The sequence below is a fragment of the Pseudomonas sp. PDM03 genome (assembly GCF_014852385.1).
GTDB lineage: Bacteria > Pseudomonadota > Gammaproteobacteria > Pseudomonadales > Pseudomonadaceae > Aquipseudomonas > Aquipseudomonas migulae.
The window spans coordinates 1-25,335 of record NZ_JACVBM010000036.1 but is presented as its reverse complement, the minus strand read 5'-3'; the positions used below and the strand labels follow the sequence as shown (position 1 = coordinate 25,335).

30 protein-coding genes are annotated in these 25,335 nt (G+C 55.3%); 10 read left to right on the top strand and 20 right to left on the bottom strand.

Annotation, left to right across the window (positions count from 1 at the left end):
* Window positions 1-7 precede the first annotated feature (7 nt).
* Window positions 8-1,363 (top strand): HlyD family type I secretion periplasmic adaptor subunit, encoded by a 1,356-nt coding sequence (locus IB254_RS29025; protein ID WP_192420866.1) that lies wholly within the window; start codon window positions 8-10, stop codon window positions 1,361-1,363.
* A gap of 137 nt (window positions 1,364-1,500) precedes the next feature.
* On the opposite strand, the gene IB254_RS29020 is transcribed toward IB254_RS29025, so the two are convergent.
* Both IB254_RS29020 and IB254_RS29015 read right to left on the bottom strand, forming a co-directional pair.
* The gene (locus tag IB254_RS29020; RefSeq protein ID WP_192420864.1) at window positions 1,501-2,097 is read right to left on the bottom strand and encodes a tRNA-uridine aminocarboxypropyltransferase; all 597 of its coding nucleotides are present in this window, start codon (window positions 2,095-2,097) and stop codon (window positions 1,501-1,503) included.
* Window positions 2,098-2,101: 4 nt separating this feature from the next.
* A complete protein-coding gene (locus IB254_RS29015; protein ID WP_008034255.1) occupies window positions 2,102-2,995 on the bottom strand; it encodes a LysR family transcriptional regulator in 894 nt (297 codons plus the stop codon).
* A 334-nt stretch (window positions 2,996-3,329) separates the two neighbouring features.
* Here IB254_RS29015 and speB point away from each other — a divergent pair, with 334 nt between their 5' ends.
* From speB to IB254_RS28990, 5 genes are all read left to right on the top strand, one after another.
* Window positions 3,330-4,280, top strand: a complete 951-nt coding sequence (gene speB / locus IB254_RS29010; RefSeq protein WP_008034256.1) for an agmatinase — start codon at window positions 3,330-3,332, stop codon at window positions 4,278-4,280.
* 9 nt (window positions 4,281-4,289) lie between these two features.
* Window positions 4,290-4,712: a YybH family protein gene (locus tag IB254_RS29005; protein ID WP_008040968.1), complete on the top strand. Its 423-nt coding sequence runs from the start codon at window positions 4,290-4,292 to the stop codon at window positions 4,710-4,712.
* A 54-nt stretch (window positions 4,713-4,766) separates the two neighbouring features.
* Window positions 4,767-6,278, top strand: a complete 1,512-nt coding sequence (locus IB254_RS29000; protein WP_008034259.1) for a purine-cytosine permease family protein — start codon at window positions 4,767-4,769, stop codon at window positions 6,276-6,278.
* A gap of 203 nt (window positions 6,279-6,481) precedes the next feature.
* The gene (locus IB254_RS28995; protein WP_008034261.1) at window positions 6,482-7,861 is read left to right on the top strand and encodes a sodium:solute symporter; all 1,380 of its coding nucleotides are present in this window, start codon (window positions 6,482-6,484) and stop codon (window positions 7,859-7,861) included.
* A gap of 85 nt (window positions 7,862-7,946) precedes the next feature.
* Entirely contained in the window at window positions 7,947-8,672 is a 726-nt protein-coding gene (locus IB254_RS28990) for an MBL fold metallo-hydrolase (RefSeq protein ID WP_008040969.1), read from the top strand.
* Between the two features lie 218 nt (window positions 8,673-8,890).
* Here IB254_RS28990 and IB254_RS29715 read toward each other — a convergent pair whose 3' ends face one another.
* The 3 genes from IB254_RS29715 to IB254_RS28980 all read right to left on the bottom strand — a co-directional run bounded on the left by IB254_RS29715 (window position 8,891) and on the right by IB254_RS28980 (window position 11,137).
* Window positions 8,891-9,019 carry a PA1414 family protein gene (locus tag IB254_RS29715; protein WP_007914492.1) on the bottom strand — a complete coding sequence of 43 codons (129 nt, stop codon included), beginning with the start codon at window positions 9,017-9,019 and terminating at the stop codon, window positions 8,891-8,893.
* Window positions 9,020-9,202: 183 nt separating this feature from the next.
* Window positions 9,203-10,135, bottom strand: a complete 933-nt coding sequence (locus tag IB254_RS28985; protein WP_008040970.1) for a DMT family transporter — start codon at window positions 10,133-10,135, stop codon at window positions 9,203-9,205.
* A 165-nt stretch (window positions 10,136-10,300) separates the two neighbouring features.
* Entirely contained in the window at window positions 10,301-11,137 is an 837-nt protein-coding gene (locus tag IB254_RS28980; RefSeq protein ID WP_008034266.1) for a S1 RNA-binding domain-containing protein, read from the bottom strand.
* Between the two features lie 351 nt (window positions 11,138-11,488).
* Here IB254_RS28980 and IB254_RS28975 point away from each other — a divergent pair, with 351 nt between their 5' ends.
* From IB254_RS28975 to IB254_RS28965, 3 genes are all read left to right on the top strand, one after another.
* Window positions 11,489-11,677, top strand: coding sequence for a hypothetical protein (locus IB254_RS28975; protein ID WP_028621608.1), 189 nt, complete (start codon window positions 11,489-11,491; stop codon window positions 11,675-11,677).
* A 207-nt stretch (window positions 11,678-11,884) separates the two neighbouring features.
* A complete protein-coding gene (locus IB254_RS28970) occupies window positions 11,885-12,601 on the top strand; it encodes a TorF family putative porin (RefSeq protein WP_192420862.1) in 717 nt (238 codons plus the stop codon).
* A 65-nt stretch (window positions 12,602-12,666) separates the two neighbouring features.
* On the top strand, window positions 12,667-13,536 hold the full coding sequence (locus IB254_RS28965) for a DUF6279 family lipoprotein (RefSeq protein WP_192420860.1): 870 nt from the start codon (window positions 12,667-12,669) through the stop codon (window positions 13,534-13,536).
* 127 nt (window positions 13,537-13,663) lie between these two features.
* On the opposite strand, the gene IB254_RS28960 is transcribed toward IB254_RS28965, so the two are convergent.
* Window positions 13,664-14,053, bottom strand: coding sequence for a hypothetical protein (locus tag IB254_RS28960; RefSeq protein WP_008034272.1), 390 nt, complete (start codon window positions 14,051-14,053; stop codon window positions 13,664-13,666).
* A gap of 177 nt (window positions 14,054-14,230) precedes the next feature.
* On the opposite strand from IB254_RS28960, the gene IB254_RS28955 reads away from it, so the two are divergent.
* Window positions 14,231-14,965, top strand: a complete 735-nt coding sequence (locus IB254_RS28955) for a DUF899 domain-containing protein (RefSeq protein ID WP_192420858.1) — start codon at window positions 14,231-14,233, stop codon at window positions 14,963-14,965.
* A 144-nt stretch (window positions 14,966-15,109) separates the two neighbouring features.
* Here the strand turns inward: IB254_RS28955 and IB254_RS28950 are convergent, their stop codons facing one another.
* The 14 genes from IB254_RS28950 to IB254_RS28885 form a co-directional block, all read right to left on the bottom strand.
* The gene (locus IB254_RS28950; protein WP_192420857.1) at window positions 15,110-15,529 is read right to left on the bottom strand and encodes a DUF2846 domain-containing protein; all 420 of its coding nucleotides are present in this window, start codon (window positions 15,527-15,529) and stop codon (window positions 15,110-15,112) included.
* An 8-nt stretch (window positions 15,530-15,537) separates the two neighbouring features.
* A complete protein-coding gene (locus IB254_RS28945; RefSeq protein WP_192420856.1) occupies window positions 15,538-15,966 on the bottom strand; it encodes an Sbal_3080 family lipoprotein in 429 nt (142 codons plus the stop codon).
* Between the two features lie 223 nt (window positions 15,967-16,189).
* Complete coding sequence (locus IB254_RS28940; protein ID WP_192420855.1) at window positions 16,190-16,750, bottom strand: hypothetical protein; 561 nt, start codon at window positions 16,748-16,750, stop codon at window positions 16,190-16,192.
* A 67-nt stretch (window positions 16,751-16,817) separates the two neighbouring features.
* Window positions 16,818-17,063 carry a hypothetical protein gene (locus IB254_RS28935; protein WP_192420854.1) on the bottom strand — a complete coding sequence of 82 codons (246 nt, stop codon included), beginning with the start codon at window positions 17,061-17,063 and terminating at the stop codon, window positions 16,818-16,820.
* A gap of 142 nt (window positions 17,064-17,205) precedes the next feature.
* A complete protein-coding gene (locus IB254_RS28930) occupies window positions 17,206-17,673 on the bottom strand; it encodes a hypothetical protein (RefSeq protein ID WP_192420853.1) in 468 nt (155 codons plus the stop codon).
* Between the two features lie 179 nt (window positions 17,674-17,852).
* The gene (locus tag IB254_RS28925; RefSeq protein WP_192420852.1) at window positions 17,853-18,377 is read right to left on the bottom strand and encodes a hypothetical protein; all 525 of its coding nucleotides are present in this window, start codon (window positions 18,375-18,377) and stop codon (window positions 17,853-17,855) included.
* 319 nt (window positions 18,378-18,696) lie between these two features.
* Complete coding sequence (locus IB254_RS28920) at window positions 18,697-18,909, bottom strand: hypothetical protein (protein WP_192420851.1); 213 nt, start codon at window positions 18,907-18,909, stop codon at window positions 18,697-18,699.
* A gap of 122 nt (window positions 18,910-19,031) precedes the next feature.
* Entirely contained in the window at window positions 19,032-19,502 is a 471-nt protein-coding gene (locus IB254_RS28915; RefSeq protein ID WP_192420849.1) for a hypothetical protein, read from the bottom strand.
* A 157-nt stretch (window positions 19,503-19,659) separates the two neighbouring features.
* A complete protein-coding gene (locus IB254_RS28910; protein WP_192420847.1) occupies window positions 19,660-19,929 on the bottom strand; it encodes a hypothetical protein in 270 nt (89 codons plus the stop codon).
* 231 nt (window positions 19,930-20,160) lie between these two features.
* Window positions 20,161-20,508: a hypothetical protein gene (locus IB254_RS28905; protein WP_192420845.1), complete on the bottom strand. Its 348-nt coding sequence runs from the start codon at window positions 20,506-20,508 to the stop codon at window positions 20,161-20,163.
* Between the two features lie 698 nt (window positions 20,509-21,206).
* Window positions 21,207-21,506 (bottom strand): Imm27 family immunity protein, encoded by a 300-nt coding sequence (locus IB254_RS28900; protein ID WP_192420843.1) that lies wholly within the window; start codon window positions 21,504-21,506, stop codon window positions 21,207-21,209.
* Window positions 21,507-21,543: 37 nt separating this feature from the next.
* Window positions 21,544-21,771 carry a hypothetical protein gene (locus IB254_RS28895; protein ID WP_192420841.1) on the bottom strand — a complete coding sequence of 76 codons (228 nt, stop codon included), beginning with the start codon at window positions 21,769-21,771 and terminating at the stop codon, window positions 21,544-21,546.
* Window positions 21,755-24,745 carry a DUF637 domain-containing protein gene (locus IB254_RS28890; RefSeq protein ID WP_192420839.1) on the bottom strand — a complete coding sequence of 997 codons (2,991 nt, stop codon included), beginning with the start codon at window positions 24,743-24,745 and terminating at the stop codon, window positions 21,755-21,757. The genes IB254_RS28895 and IB254_RS28890 overlap by 17 nt, the downstream gene beginning before the upstream one ends.
* Before the next feature lie 53 nt (window positions 24,746-24,798).
* Window positions 24,799-25,158, bottom strand: coding sequence for a DUF6124 family protein (locus tag IB254_RS28885; protein WP_192420837.1), 360 nt, complete (start codon window positions 25,156-25,158; stop codon window positions 24,799-24,801).
* Between the last annotated feature and the right edge of the window lie 177 nt (window positions 25,159-25,335).

Genomic DNA, 25,335 nt, shown 5'->3' with positions numbered 1-25,335 from the left:
TCCGCTCATGTCATCGTCACAAAGCTCACGCGGCTACTTCGACAGCTTCAGCAAAAGTGCCGAAAGCGAGTTCATGCCGGAGACGGCCGGCGCCTCATTGCAGGATTCCCCGCGCTGGTCGCGGATCACCGTGTGGCTCGCCGCTGCGCTGATCATCAGCGCCGTGGTCTGGGCCAAATTCGCCGTGTTGCAGGAAGTCACAATGGGCGAAGGCAAGGCGATTCCGTCGAGCAAGGTTCAAGTGATCCAGAACCTGGAGGGCGGCATCGTCACCGAGATTTTCGTGCGCGAAGGGCAAATGGTGAACAAGGGCGACACGTTGCTGCGCCTGGATGACACGCGGTTTCTGTCGAACAAGGGCGAGAGTGAAGCGGATCGTTATGCCTTGACCGCGCAGGTCGAACGCCTGTCCGCCGAGGCCGAGGGACGGCCATTCAGTTTGTCGCCGGAGGTGATCGCCAAAGCCCCGCAAGTGGCCGAGGACGAGCGTTCGCTGTACGAACAACGGCAACGCCGGTTGGCCAGCGAGCAACGCACGCTGACCGAACAACTGCGGCAGAAAACCCAGGAACTGGCGGAATTCCGCTCCAAACAGGGTCAATACAGTTCAAGCCTGGCGTTGCTGCAACAGGAAATGAACATGTCTGCGCCGCTGGTGGGCACCGGGGCGGTGTCGCCGGTGGAAATCCTGCGGCTCAAACGCAGCGCAGTGGAAATCCGCGGTTCGCTGAATGCCACGACCTTGGCGATTCCTCGCGCCGAGTCGGCGATCAACGAGATCAAAAGCAAGATCGACGAGTCGGAACAATCCTTCCGCTCGGACGCGGCGAAAGAGCTCAATGAGAAACGCACCGAGCTGTCGAAAATCACCGCGTCGAGCATCGCCATCGACGACCGCGTGAGCCGCACCACGGTGGTATCGCCGGTACACGGGATTATCAAAGTGCTGAAGGTCAACACCATCGGCGGCGTGGTTCAGCCGGGCAGCGACATGGTGGAAATCGTGCCCATCGAAGACAACCTGCTGATCGAAGCCAAGGTGCGCCCGCAAGACGTGGCGTTCCTGCATCCGGGGCAGAAAGCGATGGTCAAGTTCAGTGCGTACGACTACACGATTTATGGTGGGTTGAGTGCCAGGCTTGAGTTGATTGGTGCGGACACGATTACTGATGACAAGGGCAACAGCTTCTATCTGATTCAGGTGCGGACCGATAAAAACCACTTGGGCGGGGATGTGAAACCACTGCTGATCATTCCGGGGATGGTGGCGACGGTGGATATTATTACCGGGGAGAAAAGTGTGTTGGATTATCTGCTGAAACCGGTGCTTAAGGCCCGGACAGAGGCGATGCGGGAAAGGTAGTTTTTGCTGAGATTTTCTTTGATTGTTTTACCGTCATCGCGAGCAGGCTCGCTCCCACAGTGATCGCGTTTCTTCTGGAGGAACCCGGTCAACTGTGGGAGCGAGCCTGCTCGCGATGAGGCCTTCAAGTCCAACGATTATTTCGGACCGTGGTTGCGCTGAAAAACCTCCTCCCCCATCGCCGCAATCTGCCCCTCGATCAACGCCTCAAACGGTTTCAACAATGGCTCGAAACTGACAGGCGCTTCCAGCGTCTGCAACGCCTGCACAATCGCCTCCACCGTCGACAACGCCCCCGGCGCCGGCGCCTTGCGCAACCGATAACGCGACACACCGCCATCCGCCAATGTCACTCGGGGCAATGCCGCCAGCAGCGGATTGAGGTGCAGCATTTTGCGCGCCTTGCGCCAGGTGCCATCCGGAACGACCAACAAGAGTGGCTCATCGTTTGCGGTGTAAGCCTGCATCGGTTGCGCATCATCGGCCGGAAACAATAATCGCGCCTGATAGCCCGGCTGATTCAACAGCGCCGGCAAATCCTCGAACACCTCACCCACAATCAATTCGGCATTCTTCAACCCCAACGCCGCCAGACTTGCGGTGTTCAGCGCATGGTTCACTTCGCTCGGATGCTGCAGCAGCAACACCCGAGTGCGGCTGTCGAGGCTCGGGATCAATGGGCACAGGCAGTGGGTTTGCGGGCGCAGACAGCGCGGGCATTGGATTCTGGACATGGTTTCAAGCCTGATTGAGCTGCGCCTTGAGCAGGTCGCGGAAGGTCTGGATCAACGGTTCGCGGCTGCGGCCCCGGCGCATGATCATCGAGAACGGCGCCTGGTAACCGAAGGTCGCCGGCAGCAACACGCGTAAATCACCTTTGTCGGCCCAGGCCTGGGCGTAATGCTCCGGCAGGTAACCGATATAGGCGCCGGACAGCACCAGAATCAACTGCGCCTCCATACTTTCCACGGTCGCGGCACTGTGCTTGAAGCCGTGGCGCGCCAGTTCGGCCTGGCTCCAGTAACCGCGACCGACCATGCGCTGCTGGGTGATGACTTGTTCGGGAATGCGCCGCTCGGTGAATAGCGGATGACGGCTGCTGCAATACAGCCAGTGTTGCTCGCGGTACAACGGCATGTAGACCAGCCCGCTCATGCGCGTGGAAAACGCACCGATGGCCAAATCGAGGCGGTTGTCCTGTACGCCGAGTTGCAGCTCGTACGGGCTCATCACCGAGAGGTGCAAATGCACGGCCGGGTGTTCCTGGCTGTAGGCGCCGATGGCTTCGGCGAACGGCAAGGCCTTGTCGCTGACGGTGGAGTCGATGACGCCGAGGTTCAGCGTACCGCGCAGCTCACCTTTCAGCGCCGCCGCGTATTGCTCGAAGCCTTCGAGTTCGCCGAGCAGGCGCAGGGTTTCCTGATGGAACAGCTCGCCTTTGCTGGTCAGGCTGAAACCGCCGCGCCCGCGATGGCACAGCACCAGGCCGAGGGCCGCTTCGAGCTGGCTCATGTAGGTGCTGATCGCCGAAGTCGAGAGGTTGAGCTCTTGCTGGGCGTTGGCAAACCCCTGATGGCGGACCACGCTGACGAAGATGCGTAATAGTTTCAGGTCGGGTAAAGCGTTGGCCATGGGGGCTCCGTAGCGTGTATCGGTGAGTCCGCGTTGTTTGACGGCGGTTGCTGCGCAACCGAATCGCCAGCAAGCCGGCTCCTACAGGTCGGCGCCGATTTCGAGACACAGACAAATCCTGTAGGAGCGAGGCTTGCCCGCGAAGAGGACCTCCGGGCAGACGAGAAGTCTATCTCCCCTCCCGCCATTAGTTTAGAAAAATCTGAACTAAGTATTTGTCCGTAGCGATTCTTCCCGGTCACTACATTTCGCAGAATCGGCCCCTAACGGTGCCCGAGCCTCCCCGGTGCGGTGCAACCGACATAAATAAAACAACGACGATGAGGCCTTACCCGTGGACAAGATTCTTCACCAACCACTGGGCGGCAACGAAATGCCGCGCTTCGGCGGCATCGCCACCATGCTCCGACTCCCCCATGTACCTACCGCTGCCGGCCTGGACGCTGCCTTTATCGGCATCCCACTGGACATCGGTACTTCCCTGCGCCCTGGCACCCGTTTCGGGCCACGTGAAATCCGCGCTGAATCGGTCATGATCCGCCCGTACAACATGGCCACAGGCGCTGCACCGTTCGACTCGCTGTCGGTTGCCGACATCGGCGACATCGCGATCAACACCTTCAACCTGCTCGACGCCGTGCGGATCATCGAAGAGTCCTACGACAACATCCTTGAACACGATGTGATCCCGCTGACCCTCGGCGGCGACCACACCATCACCCTGCCGATCCTGCGTGCCATCCACAAGAAGCACGGCAAGGTCGGCCTGGTGCACATCGACGCTCACGCCGATGTGAACGATCACATGTTCGGCGAGAAAATCGCCCACGGCACCACCTTCCGTCGCGCCGTCGAAGAAGGTCTTCTGGATTGCGACCGTGTAGTGCAAATTGGCCTGCGCGCTCAGGGCTACACCGCCGATGACTTCAACTGGAGCCGCAATCAGGGCTTCCGTGTGGTTCAGGCCGAAGAATGCTGGCACAAATCCCTGGCCCCCCTGATGGCCGAAGTTCGCGAGAAAGTCGGCGGCGGTCCGGTGTACCTGAGCTTCGATATCGACGGTATCGACCCGGCCTGGGCACCTGGCACCGGCACTCCGGAAATCGGCGGCCTGACCACCATTCAGGCGATCGAGATCGTTCGTGGCTGCCAAGGTCTCGACCTGGTCGGTTGCGACCTGGTAGAAGTCTCGCCCGCTTATGACACCACCGGCAACACCTCGCTGCTGGGCGCCAACCTGCTGTACGAAATGCTCTGCGTACTGCCTGGCGTGGCCCACCGCTGAGGATTGGTCATGAACGAACGTGATCAGGTTCTGCACGCTGCCGCCGATCTGGTGGCAGCCTTTGCCCGTAACGATCGCGAAGCCTACTTCGGCGCCTTCAGCGCCGATGCCAGCTTCGTCTTCTACACCCTCGAGCAGCCTCTGCTGTCGCGCGATGCCTATCAGGCGTTGTGGGACACCTGGCGTGCCGAGGATGGCTTCGAGGTGCTGTCGTGCACCTCGAGCAACGCTTTCGTCAGCCTGCAAGGTGACGTCGCGATTTTCATCCATGACGTGGCCACCGAGCTGCGCATGCAAGGGGAGCAACACTTCAGCCAGGAGCGCGAGACGATTGTTTTCAAGAAACAAGCGTCTGGCCAAGAACAACAAGGCCTATGGCTGGCCTGCCACGAACATTTGTCCGCAATGCCGGAAGGGCTGCCAACCCCTTAGCCAAACAGGTGACGCTCACACACGATGAGCGCGCCTTTATGATCGGAGCAGATCATGAATAACAACAACAACGACCAAAGCCTTACGCACATTGAAACCTACGGGGTCGAACAGATCCCGGACAACGAACGCACCGCAGGCCCGACGGACTTGTTCCGGATGATCTTCGGCGGTTCCAATACCTTTGCCACCGCCGTGCTCGGCAGTTTCCCGGTGCTGTTCGGCCTGTCATTCCAGGCGGGCGTCTGGGCGATTGTGCTGGGCGTGTTGCTGGGCTCGCTGATCCTCGCGCCGATGGGCCTGTTCGGCCCGATCAATGGCACCAACAACGCCGTGTCTTCCGGTGCGCACTTCGGCGTGCACGGGCGGATCGTCGGTTCGTTCCTGTCGCTGTTGACCGCTATCGCGTTCTTCTCGCTCTCGGTGTGGAGTTCGGGTGATGCGCTGATCGGTGGCGCAAAACGCCTGATCGGCCTGCCGGAAACCGACCTGACCCTGGGCCTGGCCTACGGTCTGTTCGCGATCCTGGTACTGACGGTTTGCATCTACGGCTTCCGTTTCCTGCTGTGGGTCAACAAGATCGCGGTGTGGAGCGCCAGCCTGCTGTTCCTGCTGGGCATCTTCGCTTTCGCCGGTCCTTTCGATGTGAACTACGCCGGCACCGTGAGCATGGGCCAACCGGGTTTCTGGGCCGCCTTCATCGGCGCTGCGCTGGTGGCGATGAGCAACCCGATTTCCTTCGGCGCGTTCCTCGGCGACTGGTCGCGTTACATCCCGCGTGAAACCTCCAAGCGCCGGATCATGGCCGCAGTGGTGATCTCGCAGATCGCAACGTTCATCCCGTTCCTGTTCGGCCTCGCCACCGCCACTATCGTAGCGATCAAGGCGCCGGACTACATCGCCGCCAACAACTACGTCGGCGGCCTGCTGGCCGTCTCGCCGAGCTGGTTCTTCCTGCCGGTCTGCCTGATTGCGGTGATCGGCGGCATGTCCACCGGCACCACCTCGCTGTATGGCACCGGGCTGGACATGTCCAGCGTGTTCCCGCGTGTACTGTCGCGGGTCAAGGCCACGTTGTTGATCGGTGTGATGTCGATTGCCTTCATCTTCATCGGACGCTTTGCGGCGAACCTGGTGCAGAGCGTGTCGACCTTCGCCGTGCTGATCATCACCTGCACCACTCCGTGGATGGTGATCATGATCATCGGCCTGCTGGTGCGCCGTGGCTTCTACTGCCCGGATGACCTGCAAGTGTTCACCCGCGGCGAGAAAGGCGGTCGTTACTGGTTCACCCACGGCTGGAACTGGCGTGGGCTGGGTGCCTGGATCCCGAGTGCATTGGTCGGTTTGTGCTTTGTGAACCTGCCGGGGCAATTCGTGGGTGTACTGGGGAATCTGGCGGATGGCATCGACATCAGCCTGCCGGTAACCCTCGGCCTGGCCTCGCTGGTGTACCTGGCGCTGCTGAGCCTGTTCCCGGAATCGGCTGCGGTGTTCGGCCCGAATGATCCACGCAGCAAGAGCACGGATTCGCTCGGTAAACCGGCGTTGCGACAAGCCGCCTGATTAAACGCATTACCTGTGGTTAGGGATGACCTGTAGGAGCGAGCGATGCGGCGTTCCGACTTGCCCGCGAAGAACGATAACGCGGTCTGGCTGACAGACCGTGGCGCCCCCTTCGCGGGCAAGCCTCGCTCCTACAGGGATTGATACTCCACAGGGATTGATTTCAGCCTCACCATAAAAAAGACAATCGGAGACACGCCATCATGGCATTGGATTTATTCGTCGTACTCATCTACGCCGCCGCGATGCTGATACTCGGCTACTACGGCATGCGCAAGGCCAAGACCAACGAAGACTTTTTGGTCGCCGGTCGTAACCTCGGCCCGAGCCTGTACATGGGCACCATGGCCGCTACCGTTCTGGGCGGCGCCTCTACCGTCGGCACCGTGCGCCTGGGCTACGTCCATGGCATTTCCGGTTTCTGGCTCTGCGCGGCCCTCGGTTGCGGAATCGTGGCGCTGAACCTGTTCCTCGCCAAACCGCTGCTGAAACTGAAAATCTACACCGTTACCCAGGTGCTGGAAAAACGCTACAACCCGATGGCCCGCTCCGCGAGCGCGGTGATCATGCTGGCGTATGCACTGATGATCGGCGTGGTTTCGATCCTGGCCATCGGCACCGTGCTGCAAGTGCTGTTCGACCTGCCGTTCTGGCTGTCGGTATTGGTCGGCGGTGGCGTGGTGGTGATTTACTCGGCGATCGGCGGCATGTGGTCCCTGACCCTGACCGACATCGTCCAGTTCGTCATCAAGACCGTGGGCCTGATGTTCATCCTGTTGCCGATCTGCCTGTACCGCGTCGGCGGCTGGGATCAGTTGGTGGCCAAACTGCCGGAGGCGAGCTTCAGCTTCACCACCATCGGCTGGGACACCATCATCACCTACTTCGTGATCTACTTCTTCGGCATCCTGATCGGTCAGGACATCTGGCAACGGGTGTTCACCGTCAAGACCGCCAAGGTCGCGCAATACGCCGGTACTGCCGCAGGCCTCTACTGCATCATCTACGGTCTGGCGTGCGCCCTGATCGGCATGGCCGCTCACGTACTGATCCCGGATCTGGACAACGTCAACAACGCTTTCGCCGCCATCGTCAAACTGTCGCTGCCGGACGGTATCCGTGGCTTGGTCATCGCCGCTGCACTGGCCGCCATGATGTCCACCGCCAGCGCAGGCCTGTTGGCTGCCGCCACTACTCTGAGCGAAGACCTGCTACCTAAACTGCGTGGCGGTAAACAGTCGAGCCTGAGCCTGAACCGCCTGGTGACGCTGCTGACCGGTATTGTCGTGCTGGGTATCGCCCTGGTGGTGAACGATGTGATCAGCGCCCTGACCCTGGCCTACAACCTGTTGGTCGGCGGCATGCTGATCCCGCTGATGGGTGCGATTTTCTGGAAACGCGCCACTACCGCCGGCGCCATCGCCAGCATGGGCCTGGGCTTCGCAACCGCTCTGCTGTTCATGGTCAAGGACGGTCTGGATGCCAACACCCCGATCTACTACAGCCTGCTCGCAGGTCTGGTGAGCTTCATTGTGGTGAGCCTGATGTCTCGCCGCCCGGCTGCGGTGGCGAACGCCATCTAAGCTTTCTATAACGACTTGATGCTTTCTTCGACGGGTGTGGCGTCGGTTGCCACACCCGTTTTTTTTCGTCTGGAGAAAACCTTTGATGAAGATTGTTTCTCGCGATCAGTGGTTCGAGGTCAAGCAACTCAGCGACGGCATCCGTCTGATTCACGAGCCTTACATCCGTCCCTTCTACCGCTGCAACCTCTGGCACATTCAGGGCCGCGACAAGGACCTGCTGCTGGACAGCGGCTCCGGTTTGGTGAGCCTGCGCGAGCAACTGCCGTGGATCACCGAACGGCCATTGGTGGCGGTGGCCAGTCATTGCCATTTCGACCACATCGCCGGCCATCACGAATTTGCCGAACGCCTGGTGCATCCCGCCGAGGCCGACATCCTGGCGGCACCTGACGGCGAAAACGATTTGAGCCGGGCATTCGTCGGCGACGATATGTTCGAGGCGCATCCTGATTGCCCGCTGTGTTACGCCGAGTACCGGGTCAAAGCCGCGCCGGCCACGGGAATGATCGAGGAAGGTGACGTGCTGGATCTGGGCAATCGCGTGTTGCAGGTGCTGCACACGCCGGGACATTCACCGGGCGGCATCAGCCTGTATGAAGCAGCGACCGAAACCCTGTTCAGCGGCGACATCATCTACGACGGGCCGCTGATCGAAGACGCTTACCATTCCAACCTCGACGACTACGCGCGCAGTCTGCAACGCTTGCGTGAGTTGCCTATCCGCACCGTGCATGGCGGGCATTTCGGCAGTTTTTCCGGGGAACATTTGCGCACGATGATTGATGAGTGGCAGCGCTCGCACGGCTGACGCCTGCTGTACTCGACACCAGGGAAAACAACAGGCATTTAGCACCGAGGAAGAGCGGATGCTCAAAATCGCCAGGACGGCGAATGATCTGAGTCGGTTTTTGATGGAGATCGGGGCGGTACTGATTTCGCCCGATTTTTGAATTTACACCTGCTACGCAGCCGAATGCAGCCGTCGAAAGCTGCTACAACACGGCTGCGGTGTTCCAGACCTTGACGTTACCGACGACGCTGCTGGCGTCGACGCTGTTCATCGTCAGTGCGAATAGGCACAGGTTGCAGAGGCGGTTCGATCAAACCGAGTGCGACACCCAGGTCATGCAGCCAGTTTTGAATTTTCTCTTTCATGGTGCCCCCTTCAGGGTAGTGCCGAGCGGCTGAAATTCTGTAGCCCCTTCGCACTGATAATAGTCCGAAGTCCTACGAAATGCTCGGCAAAATCCGCAATGATCTGTTACTGAATTGATCAAAATACCTGACCATTAGCTCAGGCAATCGCCCGGGCCTGAATCGACACCCTGGGTTGACCGGTCACTGCTGGCCAAGGGCTTTGCGCAAACGACGGCGCACCCACTGCTCAGCGCTGACAAACGTGATGCCGAGCAGCACCAGCACGGCACCGATGACAAAGTTGAGACTCAGCGCCTCACCCAGCAACACCACACCGAACGTGACACCGAACAACGGCGTCATGAACGAAAACACCGCGAGGTTCGCCGCCAGATACCGGCGCAACAACCAAAACCACGTCAGGTAGCTGAAAAACGAGACCACCAGCCCCTGGAACAGCACGCTGGCCACGGCCACGGTGGTCAGACTGACGTGGGTAACCTGGCCACTCAGCATCGCGATCAGCAGCAGGCCGACGAAACCGACAATCAACTGATAGAACAACGTGAGCGTCACCGGCGCTTCCGACAGGCGCGAGGCCCGCACCACGACCGTGGTCGCCCCCCAAGATGCACCGGCTAGCACACCCAGTGCATCGCCCATCAACATGCGGTGATCGAGGTTGTCCCAGGACACCCCGCCGGCAAACGCGATGGCAATCCCGACAAACGCCAGAAAAATCCCCAACCATTGCACCGGTCTTAAACGCTCACTCGGCAACAGCCAGTGCACGCCCAACGCGGTGAAGATCGGCGCCGTATAAAGGAACACCGACATGTGTGCGGCCGTGGTCAGCTGCAAGCCTTCGGAAATGAAGAAAAATTCCAGTCCAAACAGCGCGCCGGCCAGTAGTCCGCCGCGCCACGTATGGCTGACCTGATCCCAGCCGCCCTTCCAGCAGATCAGCAATCCTACAAGCAACGCAGAAATGCCTGACCGACCGGCCGCCTGCATGACTGGCGCGATGTCCGGCGCCGCCCACTTGATCATGACTTGCTGTACGCCCCAGATCAGGCACAACCCGACCATCACTTGCAGGGCAAACCCATCGGCGCTACGCCGGGTGGCGCTCACCGGAACACCTCGACAATACAATCCATGGCAGTGACTCACAGTAGAAAGCAAAGCCCCGACTCAAGGTCGGGGCAAATATTTATGCTGTCGATTATTAACCAGATGGCCAGAAAAAGTAGCCTGTGGGAGACCTTCAAGTCACCACGGACGCCATCTTGCGCGACGTCACTTCAGTTCAATGCGATCGGCATGAATGACGATCTGGCCATTCTTGTACAGCGCGCCGATGGCCTTCTTGAAGTTGCCCTTACTGACACCGAACATGCTGGTGATCACCGCAGGATCGCTCTTGTCGCTCACCGGCAGCGCGCCGTTGTTGTCGCGCAATTTGGCGAGGATCTTCGAGTTCAGGCTGGTGGCGGCTTCTTCACCCACTGGTTGCAGGCTCAGGCTGATCTTGCCGTCGGCACGGACTTCTTTGATAAAGCCCTTCTCTTCTTTACCGGCGCGCATGAACTTGAAGATTTCGTTCTTGTGGATCAAGCCCCAGTGCTTGTTGTTGATGATTGCCTTGAAGCCCATATCGGTGGCTTCGGCAACCAGCAGATCAACTTCCTGGCCAGGGGTGTAGTTGGCCGGGGTCTTGTCGAGGTAACGGTCCAGGCGCGCGGTCGCGGTGATGCGACGGGTGTGCTTATCGAGGTAGACATGCACCACGACGTACTCGCCCGCGGTCATCTGACGCTTTTCTTCGGAGAACGGCAGCAACAGATCCTTCGGCAAGCCCCAATCCAGGAAAACGCCGATGCTGTTGACTTCAACGACTTTCAAACTGGCGAATTCACCGACCTGAACTTTCGGCTTTTCGGTAGTTGCGATGAGTTTGTCATCGCTGTCCAGATAAATAAAAACGTTGAGCCAGTCTTCATCTTCGCTGGGAATATCTTTGGGAATATAACGATTAGGCAGAAGGATTTCGCCGTCCGCACCACCGTCCAGATATAAACCGAAGTTAGTGTGTTTAACCACTTGCAAACTGTTGTAACGCCCGACTAAAGCCATTTCCAATACCCTCATTGCGTGGGCGGCATTCTACCCGTTTTTGCAGGCCGCGTTCGGCGCCCGGCCCGGTGGCGCGAGAAAATCCTCTGGGGGCCTTAATTTTCCTGGGGTTTGACAGGCGGGTCTGGCCGCTCGTCAGGCCGACCTGTCGATTCATCTCCCTTCCAGCCAGGCAAAAATCCATTCTTCCCCACCGATGTTCTTATTTAAAACAGCAGCTTAGGGACATAACTCGAATAATAACTTGCGATTAATAGCGCTTTTGTGATGTGTATTTCAGGGGGATATTTGCCAAGCAATTGTCAAGTATTTCCTGTACGATGCGTGGCCAAGTTAATTTTCTACAGGTTAATGGCCGCCATGCGCGTAAAAGCATCCACCAGCAAAGCAAAGCCAGCTCCAGCCGTTGAAACCAGCGAATCGATCAACAATCAGATTGCTGCGTTCCTCAAATCCGGCGGCGAGATCCAGCAAATTGCCAAAGGCGTCAGCGGCCAGACGTTCGGCCCGTCCAAGCAGATTACCTTGGGCAAAAAATAACACCCGCGTTACCTGGTCCCTAAGCGCTTTGAGCTTCGAAGCGCTTGGACTGGAACCCTCCCCCGTAACACCCCGCCAAACCCCATCAATATTTCAAAAATCGACGAACGGCCCTCGATGCCGAGCATTCGCCGGTATGCTTGCACACGTCTAGACCAAGCGTTTCAGCAGTTTTTGTTTCTGCTCCTCGCTGTCATGGAGTGACGCATGCTCAAACCCTCTCTTTTCTTGCTTGGCAGTCTGCTGTTGTGTTCGGCCGCCAACGCGCAAATCTTCCAGCGTGAACTGGGCGACTTCGACCTCAAGCTCGGCACCACCCCCAGCCGCAGCATGGCCCAGGGGCTGGTCAAACCCTCGACCACCGGCTCTTTCCACGGCGGGCTCGACCTGAGCCACGACAGCGGCTTCTACTTCGGCCAATGGTCGCCAAGCATGGGGTTGAGTCCGGGCAACAACCTTGAAGTCGATTCCTACGTGGGGTTTAAACAGCCCTTCGATCAAACCCTCGGCTACGAAGTCGGCATGATCCGTTACAGCTACCCCAAAGTGGGCACCCTGGACACCCAGGAACTTTTCGGCGGCCTGACTCTGCTCGGCAGTCGATTCGGCGCTGCGTTCAGCAACGATCCGGACAAACAGAACAGCACCGTGTTCGCCGACCTCCGTGGCAATCAGCCGTTCGGCGTCGGGATCAGCATGAAATACACCACTCACCAGCTCAATACTCCGGTGTCGGTGGACGGTGGGTATGTAGGCAGCTTCACCGACTGGTCGCTGACACTGTCCCGCCCGTTCATGGGCATCGACCTTGACCTGATCTATAGCGATTCGAGCCTCAGCGGCAGTGACTGCTCGGCCTATTCCGGGCACAACAGTCAGTGCGATGGCCTGGTCACCCTCAAGGCGGAACGCGCGTTTTATTGATTGGCTGAACTGGCGGGCTCATCCTGCGATCACATGAGAACCTACGCTTTCGCAAGGACTCGCCCATGTCGCGCTGGTTGAAGTGTCTCGCCGTCGTCATCACCCTCAGTCTTGCCCTCGGAGCCTGCAGCCGCATGGGCCTGGCCTATCGCAACCTCGACGTGATCATCCCGTGGACGCTCAGCGATTACCTGGACATGAACGGCGAGCAAAAAGGCTGGTTCAACGAGCGCCTCAAGGAACACCTGAGCTGGCACTGCACCACGCAACTGCCAGGCTATCTCGACTGGCTGGACCGTTTGCAGGTGATGGTCGAAACCAATCAGGTCACCGACGCCGCGCTGCAATCCCGCACCCAGGAAGCCAAACAAGCCATCGCCCAGACCGCCCGGGAAATCACCCCGTCAGCCATCGAGCTGTTGCAGGGGCTGGACGACAAACAAGTCGCGGAAATGAACGAAGCCTTTGCCAAGGACCAGCGCAAACGCCAGCAGGACTACGTGAAACCGTCGCTCGCTCAACAGATCAAGGAGCGTAGCGAGCGCATGGAAAAACGTCTGGATGGCTGGATCGGACCGCTGAGCCAGCCCCAACAACAACGGGTCGTTGCCTGGTCAAATGCGTTGGGCGACCAGAACACGCAATGGATTGCCAACCGCGTACATTGGCAGAAACAGTTCAGCGCGGCGGTCGCGCAGCGCCAGAGTCCAGGATTCCCACAGCGCATCGAGACACTTCTGGTGAATCGCGAGAGCTTATGGACACCCGAATACCGCAAGGCCTACGCCAACACCGAAGCACAGGCACGAAGCCTGTTTGTGGATTTGATGGCCGAAAGCACACCGGTTCAACGCCAGCGGCTGCTGAAAAAAATCGAAGGAGTGCGCCAAGACTTCAACGACTTGAAGTGCCTTAAGGCAGCGAAGCAGGGATAGTCACTCCACCACAACCCCCTGTAGGAGCTGGCTTGCCAGCGATGAGGCCGTTACATCCAACATCCATGCTGGCTGAAAGACCGCAATCGCCGGCAAGCCAGCTCCTACAAGGGATATGCGGGGGGCTTCAGGCAATCTGCGCGTGGGACGCCACCTCATCAAACGTCACCTCATCCAGCGCATCGTCCTGCTCATCCAGCACCTGCCTCGGATGATCATTGCCCGGAATGCTGCTGTCGATCAGGCTCAACAACCTTGAACCCCGCATCGTCAGCCTGTAATTCGAACCGGTTCCACCCTGCTCTTCAGGCCTAGGCTCGATGTAGCCACGCGCCAACAGTAACTTTTCATACTCGCCGGCCACCGCTTTCAGGTGATCCAGGTTCTCAGTCTCTTCGCCCTCCGTGGCTTTCTCCGCCGCGTACTGCTCGGCATAGGGCCGTGGCGTGAAGCTGGGTGCTGCGTTCTGCACTTCGTGCAGCAGGCGTTCAATCAAATCCCAGTTATAAGTCGTCATCCTGTCCAACCTCCAAAACCCGTGAGTGTGATGGCCTTCATAGGTTGTGACCGACACCGCTCGCCGCCGTTCAGCGCAGTTCTTTAACGGCGCTGACCGGCGGTATGTCGAATTTGGCATAGGTCAAACGACAAGGTTGTGTCAGTTACCGCCCAGCATTGCGCAGGAGAAAACCCGATGAACGTTCAGAACCATCCGGTCGTGTCGCGAGAAGAATGGCTCGCCGCCCGCAAACAACACCTGGCCCACGAAAAAGCCTTTACCCGGGAACGGGACAAACTCAGTGCCGAACGCCGCGCCCTGCCCTGGGTGAAAATCAGCAAGGACTATCACTTCCAGGGCCCCAATGGTGAATTGAAGCTGGCCGACCTGTTCGGCGGTCGCAGCCAACTGGTCATCTACCACTTCATGTTTGCCGACGGTTGGGACGAAGGCTGCCCCGGTTGCTCATTCCTGTCCGACCACATCGACGGCGCCAACCAGCACCTGGCGCATCACGACGTGGCGGTGGTGGCGGTTTCCCACGCACCCTTCGCCGAATTCCAGGCGTTCAAGCGACGCATGGGCTGGAAATTCGATTGGGTGTCGTCAGAAGGTTGCGACTTTAACTACGACTTTGGCGTCTCGGCCCGAGCTGAAGATGTTGCCGCCGGAAAAGCCACCTACAACTATGAAAAAACTGACGGCGCCGAAGAAGAACTCCCAGGCCTTAGCGTGTTTTATCGCAACGAAGCAGGCGAGATTTTTCACACCTATTCAACTTATGCCCGTGGCCTGGACATGCTGGTCGGCGCCTATAACTACCTCGACCTGACACCCAAGGGGCGCAACGAAGTGCAGATCATGGAATGGGTAAGGCATCACGACAGGTATGAAGACAAGGTGAATTCGAGCTGCTGCCATGGGGGGTAGACCACACCTTCGCGAACCAGCTTGCTTCCTCAGCGGTCAGGGCCGGACACAATGTCCGTGAACACTGCAATTCCTGTAGGAGCAAGCTTGCTCGCGATGCCTCACTTACAATCAACACCGATACAACTGACACACCGCTATCGGCTACTTCACCGGTATATACGAATACCCCTTCACCATGGCTTTCCCGTCCTTGGCATCCCGCACCCGAACCATCTCCGCCGCGTACTCCTGCGTGTATTCAACGAAGTACTCTTTACCTGGCTCGACCGAGAGGGTCAGAAATACGTTTCGGGGATGCGGACGCGGCCCGGCCGATACCTTGTGCAGGCCCGGACTCACCAACACCCAGGAATAGGTCTTGTCATTAAGCCCCACCACCGCACTGTCATTGATGCTGAACACGCTGTCATAAAAGCTGCCTTGAATGACCTGGGTCCGCATCATGTAAACCAACGCCTTACCCTGAGGTGGCGCCGGTGGCTCGAAGTAAGTCTGGCTGGAGCTAGTGTGACCGCAGCCGGCCAACAACAGCATGAGCAACAACGCCGGAATACTTTTCATTGCTGCGCTCATTTGTTTTGCCCCAGTAACTGGTTGATCACCGGCCCCATCTTTTCCTCGACCGACGCCACTTTGGACGGATCAAAACCGCCCTCGCCCGTCAGGTGGTATTGCCCGAAACCGATCTGTTGATCGCCCCTGAAGAGCCGGACATTGGCATCGGACAAGTACGGGGAAAAGTCCCAGGAACGAATAGCGGTGTAAGTCAGGCGATACTCACAACTGTCCGGAATGGGCGTCGCGTAAAGCCGACTGTCGATGTTGTGCTTGCGCAACAGCGTCTGCAGGCCATCGACGAAATCGCCCACCACCACTTTCGGGTTCTCTTCGATGCAGAGTTGGGAGATTTTGTATTGAGGAGCGACCGGGTCGACTTTGATGTTGGTACAACCGGCCAATGCCAGTAGAAGGCTTGCTGTGATGGCTCTGGACAGCATATTCGGTCCCTGAATCTAAAGTGATGGCGCAATGATGCCGCATACTAGATCAGCAGAATTTCGGGGTCAATTTACGTCGTTTGACGCGGAGCAGATCGCGGTAGGCTCGCGTTTAGGTCCCAGGAGAACGGCACTGTTCTCAGCAAAAATCGCACCGCCAATGAAAACGGGCGACCTTTTGGGTCGCCCGTTTTTTATCGCGTGAGCAATAGATGAACCACTTTCACACCGCAGGTACGCTCGCCACGGGAATACGCTGATCAGGCTGGGTGACATCGTAAACATGCTGTTCGCAATCGGAGCCAATAAACTGGAACTCAACCAGGTAAACCTTGGCTCTTTCCGGGACAAAGGAACTTTGCAGCGGACCGCAACTATACAAGCCGCCTGCCACCCTGCTATTCGAATATCCCGACACCTGAAATGCCTTATCGGCATCGGCCTGTGCTTCCAACTGCGGGAAGCGTTTAACCGTGGCACTGTTGGCCACTTCGTTGAGTTTGGCGATCCAGCCGAACACCTTGCCCTGGCCCGAATCCACTACAGTTCCAAGCAACTCCATTCGCTGGTCAGGATCGGCGGCACGCTTGACTGAAAACTGTACGGGATGGGTGCTGCCTGTAGCTTTCATGATGACCTCGGCGTGCTGTGCATCGACTGCCACCGTGTTCTGGCGCAGTTGAATGCCGTCTTTCAGCAGGCTGGGGGACGAGTCCCTGACGTTGGAATGGCAGCCGGTAAGTGTGAGAATCAGGGTCATTGCGAATAGCGTGGTTCTTTTCACGTACGATGTCCTTTTAAGCGAGTATTTGGCCCAATTAGAAGCCATGTGAGTATTCTGAATGGTTAACTCATTCCTTTACGATTGCGAAACCAAGCCACTTGCAAAATGTTTCGTAAACAAAATCGTAGGCTTGTTCTTCATTGTCTAGCACCGCAAGCTGATCTGGTCGGTCACGCTCCACGTAATAAACTTTCCAGTTGCCACCTTCCAAAACGACACAGACACAATCGCTGTGGCGAATCCCCCCCAAAGAGTAGCTATTACTATTGACGCCCATTGCATGGAGTTTAGATAGCAACTCTTGACTTTTCACTTCTAAAACCCCTTTAAAAAGCGATTACCTATACACCATTGATTCTTATCATTCCTTGTTTACGTGAAAAATGGGTATAGACCACGTTTTCCACCTGAAAAATTGAATGTTTGCTCGATCTCCCAGCATCAATTTACGCGCCTTACTTTATTGGCCCCAACACTTTATTAGTGAAAAAACGTGTCGTTTCATCTGACGCAGGCTCCACCCCAAAATAACAATTAACAAATTTAAACTGTTTATTTATTTTTTCTGAATACGCAAACAAATCAACAACCATATCAGCACTGCACAACCCGGCATCACCCTCATCAAAACTAATATCAAGATCAAAAATATTTTCATATTTAACAATCCGCACGAGTGCTGATTTCACACTCATGTCAGTAAATCTTAAGCTCTGAACATTGACGAAAACACTGACTGCCGCATCAAACTCAATCGCAGCCCTGATGGCATCTAGCTGAATATTTCCATTACTCCAAACCGGAAAACCCTCTGAACACCCGGCACCAACGATTGACTCAGAATCAGAAATAATAGCCTCCAGCAATGGCAAGACTAGGTCCTTGCCGACATCGTCAAACACAATTTCCAACAAACCGGCCATAATGCCTCCGTCAATCAATCCCCCCTGCGGACGCCCATGAGAAAAATGGGGGCAGACCACGTTCCCCCTATCATCTCTTAGAAAACATGGTCTATCCTCGTTATCCTTTCAGCATCACTCCCAACGGCACCCGCCTCTTTTGCACCCTTTTTGTGACCCCTTTGGCTCGGAGGTTACAACTACAGCTGCCAGAATGTCAGACAAACCCCATATTCATCGAGAAGATCATCAGCAATTTCAAACTGAAACACCTTCTCTGGAAAGCAGTCTGATAACGCGCGCCGCCAATATCTAGTGATCTGCTCGGCAAATAAATGACAAAGACGATAATCTTCTTCCGGCAGGCCAACCTTAAATACGGGTCGGCTCGGCGCATCTTCCCACTTTGAAAAGAACTGATTTATTGAAAAAATATTTCTGTATCGTTCAACGTCTCTACGCGATGCACTTTGTTTCAACACACCAGTTTCAGTCTCGACCAGTCCCTTCAAATGATTTTTTTGCGGTTCGTATTGCTGAGCGTTAGGCAGCCAGAAAACGTGGCCATCAAACTCAATAAAATCAGGAGAAAGCAAACCTAGAACAGAAATTGCTTGCTCCAATGAAACCAAGTGCCCTACATATGAAAAAAACTCTCCGGAACCAATATCCGAAACAAACAGATTCAACGACTCTTTAGAAATACTACCCTGATAAATTTTCATCAATTCAACCCTAAACTATCAAGAACCGACTGAGGAATATTTCCCTCAAAGGCTTTTGTGTCATTTCCCTTCTTGGGGAAATATGTCCCATTCGGTGCCTGGTTCCATTCGATCACCTTAATCCGAGGGGAAAATGGGGACAGACCACACAGCTGCTGGTGAATAAATACTTTGTCCTTCTTCACCGAATGCTTTTGTGGGCTTCGCTAACACTTGTGCGAAGACACTATCATCTAGCACACATACAGCCGAAACTCTGTTTGGAAGAGCACTCCCGCCTGCGCCTTTTGCACCAAAGGCAAACTAAAAATAATGCTAATTAAATATACCAATCTATCCAATCCACTTCAAAATCAACTAGTTGGGCTTGAAGCCCAACCTCATGTTCAAACCAGTAATCAAACCCCTCAGCATCACTTTTTTTCAAGTAAAGATAATACCCACCAGTGTCGCCATCACGGTCATCATCAACAAAAATATTCCAGCCAGAATATTCGCCAGCGACAACAATACCCTTCCGAACGATAGACATATTTACATCCTAGTCCGCATAGGAAACATGATTGTTAGAAATATATTCTCCAGTCACAGAGAAAAATGGGGACAGACCACGTTTTCTATACAGGAAATGTGGTCTGCCCCCCCTTAACCCCTCTAACCTTCAACCTGACTTCCCTCAGGTAAAAAGAAATGGGCCGTTAACCAACAGGTAGCCATTGATGCGGCGAACAGCACCAGCAATTCAATAACATAGTCCGAATACTGGGCCCCCTTGATATTTTGCACCACATTTGAAATAAACAACAACACCCACGACGCGACCACACAGCTTCCAAAAAAGGAAACAACAATACAGTTACGAGGTGTCTTCTTGACTTTAATTAATACAATCACCAATGCGTAACCCAGAAATGGCAGGAAGAAAGCCAACTGTATGAGAAGCGGGGTCAAAAACGGCATCAACAGCAATTCAGCCCCCCTCACCGAATCTAGCAATTTTGGATTACTCACCAACTCGGCGAGTACTGCTACTGTTTTGATAATTCCAGCAATGAATCCAAGTATTAGCGGACAAAGAAAAAAAGCCAGGAAAACTTTACGACGAGGATAAATAACTTCACTCATTATGCACAACCTTGGCTTTTAGAGCCCCTCAGTAATTTGCAACCAAACTCCACCCGAGACGGGTAGAAAATGTGGTCTGCCCCCCGTTTTCTCCGTCAACGACGCCTGTTGCTTTTACAACAATGAATTTTAGGGAAAACCTAAGCCCCTTTATTATTTACACCATGTAACCCGCAGACCTCATCAGCAACAGTACCGTTTCATCAAATTGTTGATCCGATATACCTCTAATAGATTTGGCACTCTTCCACTTCCATATTACAGGAAGAATTCTGCTATCCAGACGATCAAACTCTTCCAAAAAGATATCTGCTAAAGCGTATTTATCTAAATCATGATCGACCTCCAGCATCATATTCAACACGATGCTTGGCGACTTCCCATTCAGTATTTGCGCTAACAAATGTCTATTTTCCAAAAGTGACATAGGTAATTTCACCAATGGTGTCAATTTTTTCGACCTTCGTGCATCCGTATTTCTGGGGTATTTGGCCTGTCCAGGTATTCAAAGCAGCATTGTCTTTTGACATTCCATTGGCAAAGGGAAAATGGGGACAGACCACGTTTTCTATACAGAAAATGTGGTCTGCCCCCGTTACCCCTACCGAGGTACCAGTCACTTTTGCTCCAATCAGGCAGCAGGATTAAATGACCGCAGCTACGTTTTACGCAACGTCCACCACCGGCAACTCAAATCAGGTTCAAACATAACTCTGGCCTCTGAAATTGAATCACAAATATCAAAGACAACACGGACTCCCGCTTCTGAACTTTCCCGCACGATCTCGATAGACTTCACGTTTTCTGACGAAATGATAGCGAGTTCCTGCATGGCGAACTTCAATACAACCTGAAACGACCCCATAACCGCGCTAAAAGAACAATCCAATTCAAGATCGCTATTTCTTGACTTCACTTTATAACGACATAAGGCCAAATTTTGGTCGACCTCAACAGGTTCGATACCAAACGCCTCCAAAAAATCATTTTCGTTAGGAAACTCCATTACTGCATCCTCAGTGAAGCGGTATGACCGTACTCAGTTTATGAGTTCCGTCATCAAGAATCTGGAGCGTGCTCTGACAGTTAGCAGCTTTGCCCGACGGCCCCACGAATAATGACTCTTTAACCTCGAATTTTCCATACTGGTTTGAGAACGTGTTTATCACATTACCTTCAGTTTTAGCCGAAAGCGCCAAGTGATCCGATAGCATCTGGCGACCAGCGGCATTGGTGATGTTCTCGATCGGGTATTGCGTCACCTCGATCGGAATCGGCGCCTGATTGGCGAGTGGCTGCCCGGCGTAGCTGGCGTTCCAGGCGTTGGCCTCGGTGACCCGGTAGGCACTCTTGCTGACGTTACTCAGGAAGGGATAAAAAGAGACAGACCTAAACTTTATTAATAATAATGTGGACTACTACCGATACATCTGCCTCAAAAAATGTGGTCTGTCCCCGTTAGCCCCCATAGTTTTTCGGGTTCGACGTTGCAATTGGATCAGTAACAGATATATAGGGCGAATTCTCAGAATTGCCACCACGCACGTGCGTTTGGACGCTGCCAGTCCCGTTGATGTTGGGTGGAACCAAATCGCCGCTTTCATTGATATACGCTTTGGGTTTGCCGTTTCCGTTGACCGTTGCGCTGAAATCGTTATCGCTGCGCACAACGATCTGACCTGGCCCTTTTGCACCAACAAAAATTTAGCCTAAAACTTTGAATTTCTCCACAGCTTCATGACGAGACAGCACTGTCAAGCATGGTGCACCTCCGCCGTGCTCACTGCTATTCGGATAGTTTAACTCCCAATAGCGACTATCACGCTTATCCAAATAGAGGGCTGGCCAGCCATCACTGGAGCTCCCAAGCCCTGTTAGCTCGTTCTTGATTAAATGGTCGATACGCTGAGCTACGGTGTCAGCTACAAGCTTTCCGTTTTCAAGAATCCACATGCCGACAATTATAGTTTCAGTCGGTTGAATACTCATCATTGTGGAAACCATTGAGTTGCTCCTGTCTGACCTGGCCCTTTTGCACCATCTAAATATTCAGAACCTTAATATACAGTTCATCAGCACCTACAAAAGAGATAGCTCCTTGTTTTTCGAGATCAGTCAACTGCTGCAATACATAACTACTATTTGCGATCTCTTCGCTCGGAAATAACAAGAGAAATTTATCTTTCGGCCACAAAGTCATGCCTTCATCAAAGAATCGCTCAAGCCCTCTGAAGGCAACCTCCCAATCATGTCTATTTTCCACGGTCATAAAGCACCTTCCCGGTATTTGTATCAATCACCTTATTCACAAGGATCGGTTTTGTGGTAACCGCCTGAGTTGCTCCGCCAGGTCCAAATTGTGGAAAGTCCGTAGTGATAGGTTCAAGATGATCAGCTTTGCCCCATTGCCCTTGAGGAATTTTAACGTCATCCAATATTTGTTTTGTATCAAACTCAATTTTAATCGCAGCATCATGCGGAACCTGCAATTTTCCAGCAGCCCCGGAGCCAAGATTATCAAAAGAAATATAGGTGCCTCGGCCGTTCGCGGGGATTGTTCCCGAGGAGAGCAAGTCTTGGAGGTACGGAGCATCAGACGAAATATACCTATATCCTGTTGAAGGAATAGTCTCTCCAGATGCTCTTGTGTAAAAATCAGGGACCGCCTTACCACCTTTTGCACCAACCCATTTCCCACCAATCCACTCAACAGCTTTCCCACCAATATAAGCTGTGGCAAGCCCAGTAGTCGTGTCAAAAACCATACCCCCTAACTGCTGGGCAGAGGCGGTCGCTACTTTATCAAACTCCCTTTCTAGCGCATGCGACGGGATCGGGCTGGTAATCCAGTCCTTAATCCCGAGCGCTATCCCGCCGATACCGCCTGCGATTGCACCAATCGTATCGAAAGGGGATGAAAAGGCATCCCAAGCCGATTTTGCTGTGTCAACCACCCCTCCTGGCCACGCAACAGCTCGGTCCTTGAACCCCGTAAATCCTTCTCTGGCCAGAAACCCAGGCTCCATCGACGGGGGGTAGACGGTTGTAAGTTGTTTTGTGTCAACGCCTGAAAAATAACTAGCCTTGGCTGCATTTATTTCATCGAGCGTCCACCCCTCTTGTAGTCCACGCAGCTGAATCTGGCGCCCAAACTCCTCCATATCACGTTGTCTTTCGGCATCCAATGCTGATATTGCCCGGGTGATGTTGTCCCGACACGCCTGAGCACCACTCCCCGAACCACAAGCTGCTCGAGCTTTATCCGCCTCTGTAACTTCTTTGTGTAGCAGCCAGTTGTACTGCGTGGCGTTCTTCGCAATATCTGATCCCTGTTGGAGATCCCCATCCACCGCCGCGGCGGCAAGGAGCCCGGTTAACTGCGACATCATTACGTGCAACTGGTCGTTGCCATCCGCAAGACTGACCAGTTGATTCGTCAGCGCTTCATTAAGCCCCGCCGCTGCCGCGCCGGTGGCAAAATCACCGCCAGTAGCCTTCGATAGCAAGCCCCCCATCAACGCATGCGCTACGGTTTTCTCAAGACTGCCCTCGGGAAACTTGATGGTATCGCCGATCCAGTTAAACCCAGTCGCCATGGCCACATTCCCGGCCTCTCCCACCAGCGCCGCACCAAGGTTGTCGCCAAAGTTGCCGCCACCAATAGCGGTTGAGATGCTGCTGGAGATCACCGCCCGGCCAGCTACCCGTGTCGCAATGTCGGTGAAATTGGTGCTGGTAAGAATGTTTGCGGACTTTGTACCTTCCGCCGCCCCGGCGAACCAATTGGTGTCCGCATAATCGAGCATGCCCGCAGTGAACCCAGCAATTGCGGCACTTTTCAGGCTGTCAGCACTAAACGTTTCCTTGAACGCAGCGCCCAAGTTGCCTTTATTGCTGATGGTGCTGGTGACCGCAGTGGTCGCCAGACTGGTGGCAAATACGCCCCCGGCACCACCGCCCACCAGACCTAGGCCCGCCGGGCCCATGATGAAAGACATCAGGATCGCGATGGCGATTTTCGCGCCGGCGCCCAGCCCGGAACTGTCATATTTGAAGCTCTCGTGAATCTCCTTCACCTGGCGCCAGTTGATGTCACCACGCGCTTCCGCCTGCTTCATCCAGGCAAGATTCGGGTCGGCTTCGACCATCGCGTCGATGGTCTGGCTGACGCTTTGCTGATCGACTTGTTTGATGTCGATGCTGATCTGGCCAGCAGCCTTGATGACCAGTCGGCCCTGGGCCACCAGTTCGCTCTGACGCAGGGTTTCATCGGTGCGACCGCTGCCTTTGGTTTCGAACCAGGCCAGGTCGCTGTCACTCTTGGCGTGGTTCTCGTCGTGAAGATCTTTCACCCCTTCAAAAAGAATCGAGCCACCGCTGTCGATAACGATGTCCTTACCACTCTCAAGCTTGGCGACCTGATACAACTGATCCCCACCACTCTCCAGCGTCAGGTTCCCTCCGCTGGTGATGTGACTGCCGACATATTTCACATCCGTCACTTCATCACGCTTGGTTTTCTTCGCCCCAAACGCGCCTTTGGCCGTCATGTCATACAGCGTGTAATCCCTGTTTTCCGCGGCGAGCACGTTGAGGTTGTTGCCGGCGTAAACGTAGGCCTCGTCGCCTGCTGTCAGGTTACTGGCCCGCAGCGTTACATCCCCTGCGGCTTTGACCGACAGGTTCCCCCCCGCACTAAACTCGCTGGCGACCTGACGAGTCTGGTCATCGATCTCATGAACCTTTTTGTTGCCCTTCTTGTAGCTGCTCTCAAGGTTGTGTTCGTCCTCGGCCGAGATCAGGTTGATGTCGCCGTCGGCGCTGGCGTTCAGGTCCTTTCCGGCACTGGCCTTGCTGGCGACGGCGTTGAGGTCGCGACCGGCGTGCAGGGTCAGGTTGCCCGCGGCGGTTACGCTGGAGCCCAACTGGGTGAGGGTTTCTTCGGTGCGCAGGCCGCGACGCAGGGCGTCGCGGGTGAAGGTGCGGTCTTCCACTGCGAGCAGGTTGATGTCGTTGCCGGCGGTCAACGTGGCATCGCCGCCGCTGCTGATCTGGCCTTTGCTGGTCAGGTTGTTCGCCGCGTTGATCGTCAGTTTTGACCCGGCGCTGATGCTGCTGCCGGCATCGAGTTGCGTGGCGCTGCCGGCGCCGATGTTGAAGGTCGTGGCGGTGCGGTCTCGTAAAGGGTGCGAACGACGCTCCCTGCCTCCAATTACTTCAATTGCAGTAATCGAACCATTCAAAAGAAGATCGTTTCTGTGGCAAGGGGCGGTCCCCTTGCCACAGTGGCCCGGACCTACTCAGTTGGGTCTATCTGATCCAACATCCGATTAGCCGTGATCTCCGCCAGCATGATGCTGTTGGAGATGCCCAGCAGGGCATTACGCGCCCCACCATCGAGAAGGTCCACCAAGTGATGGACCATCACATCGACCGAGGCCAGCGTCTCAACCAAATAAACCGCCAGGGTTTCGGTCGTGACCTCTGGGTCCACAGTAAAGAGGGTGCTGGGTGTACGCGGGGTAGCTTTGATGTCGGCAGCCGACGGAAAGTGATAATCGAGAGCCCGCTCGGCGGCCTCGTTGAGTTTGTTTGAATCGGGTTCGTACGGGGATGCCGGATCGGTATCCGGCGGATTCGGTGTAGGCTTTATCATTTGCTGAGTTATCCGAATGATTTGCCAACTCTCTCCGCTGCTAAACGAAGATGTATGGTCAGCCCATCTCCTGCAACCACGAGCGATGAGCGGTAAAGCGTGCTTGCGCTAATGTATCCGGGCTCATGGTCGGCAGTGTTGCCGCCTGGCCCTTGATGAGTAGTCGCTCCTGCCTGT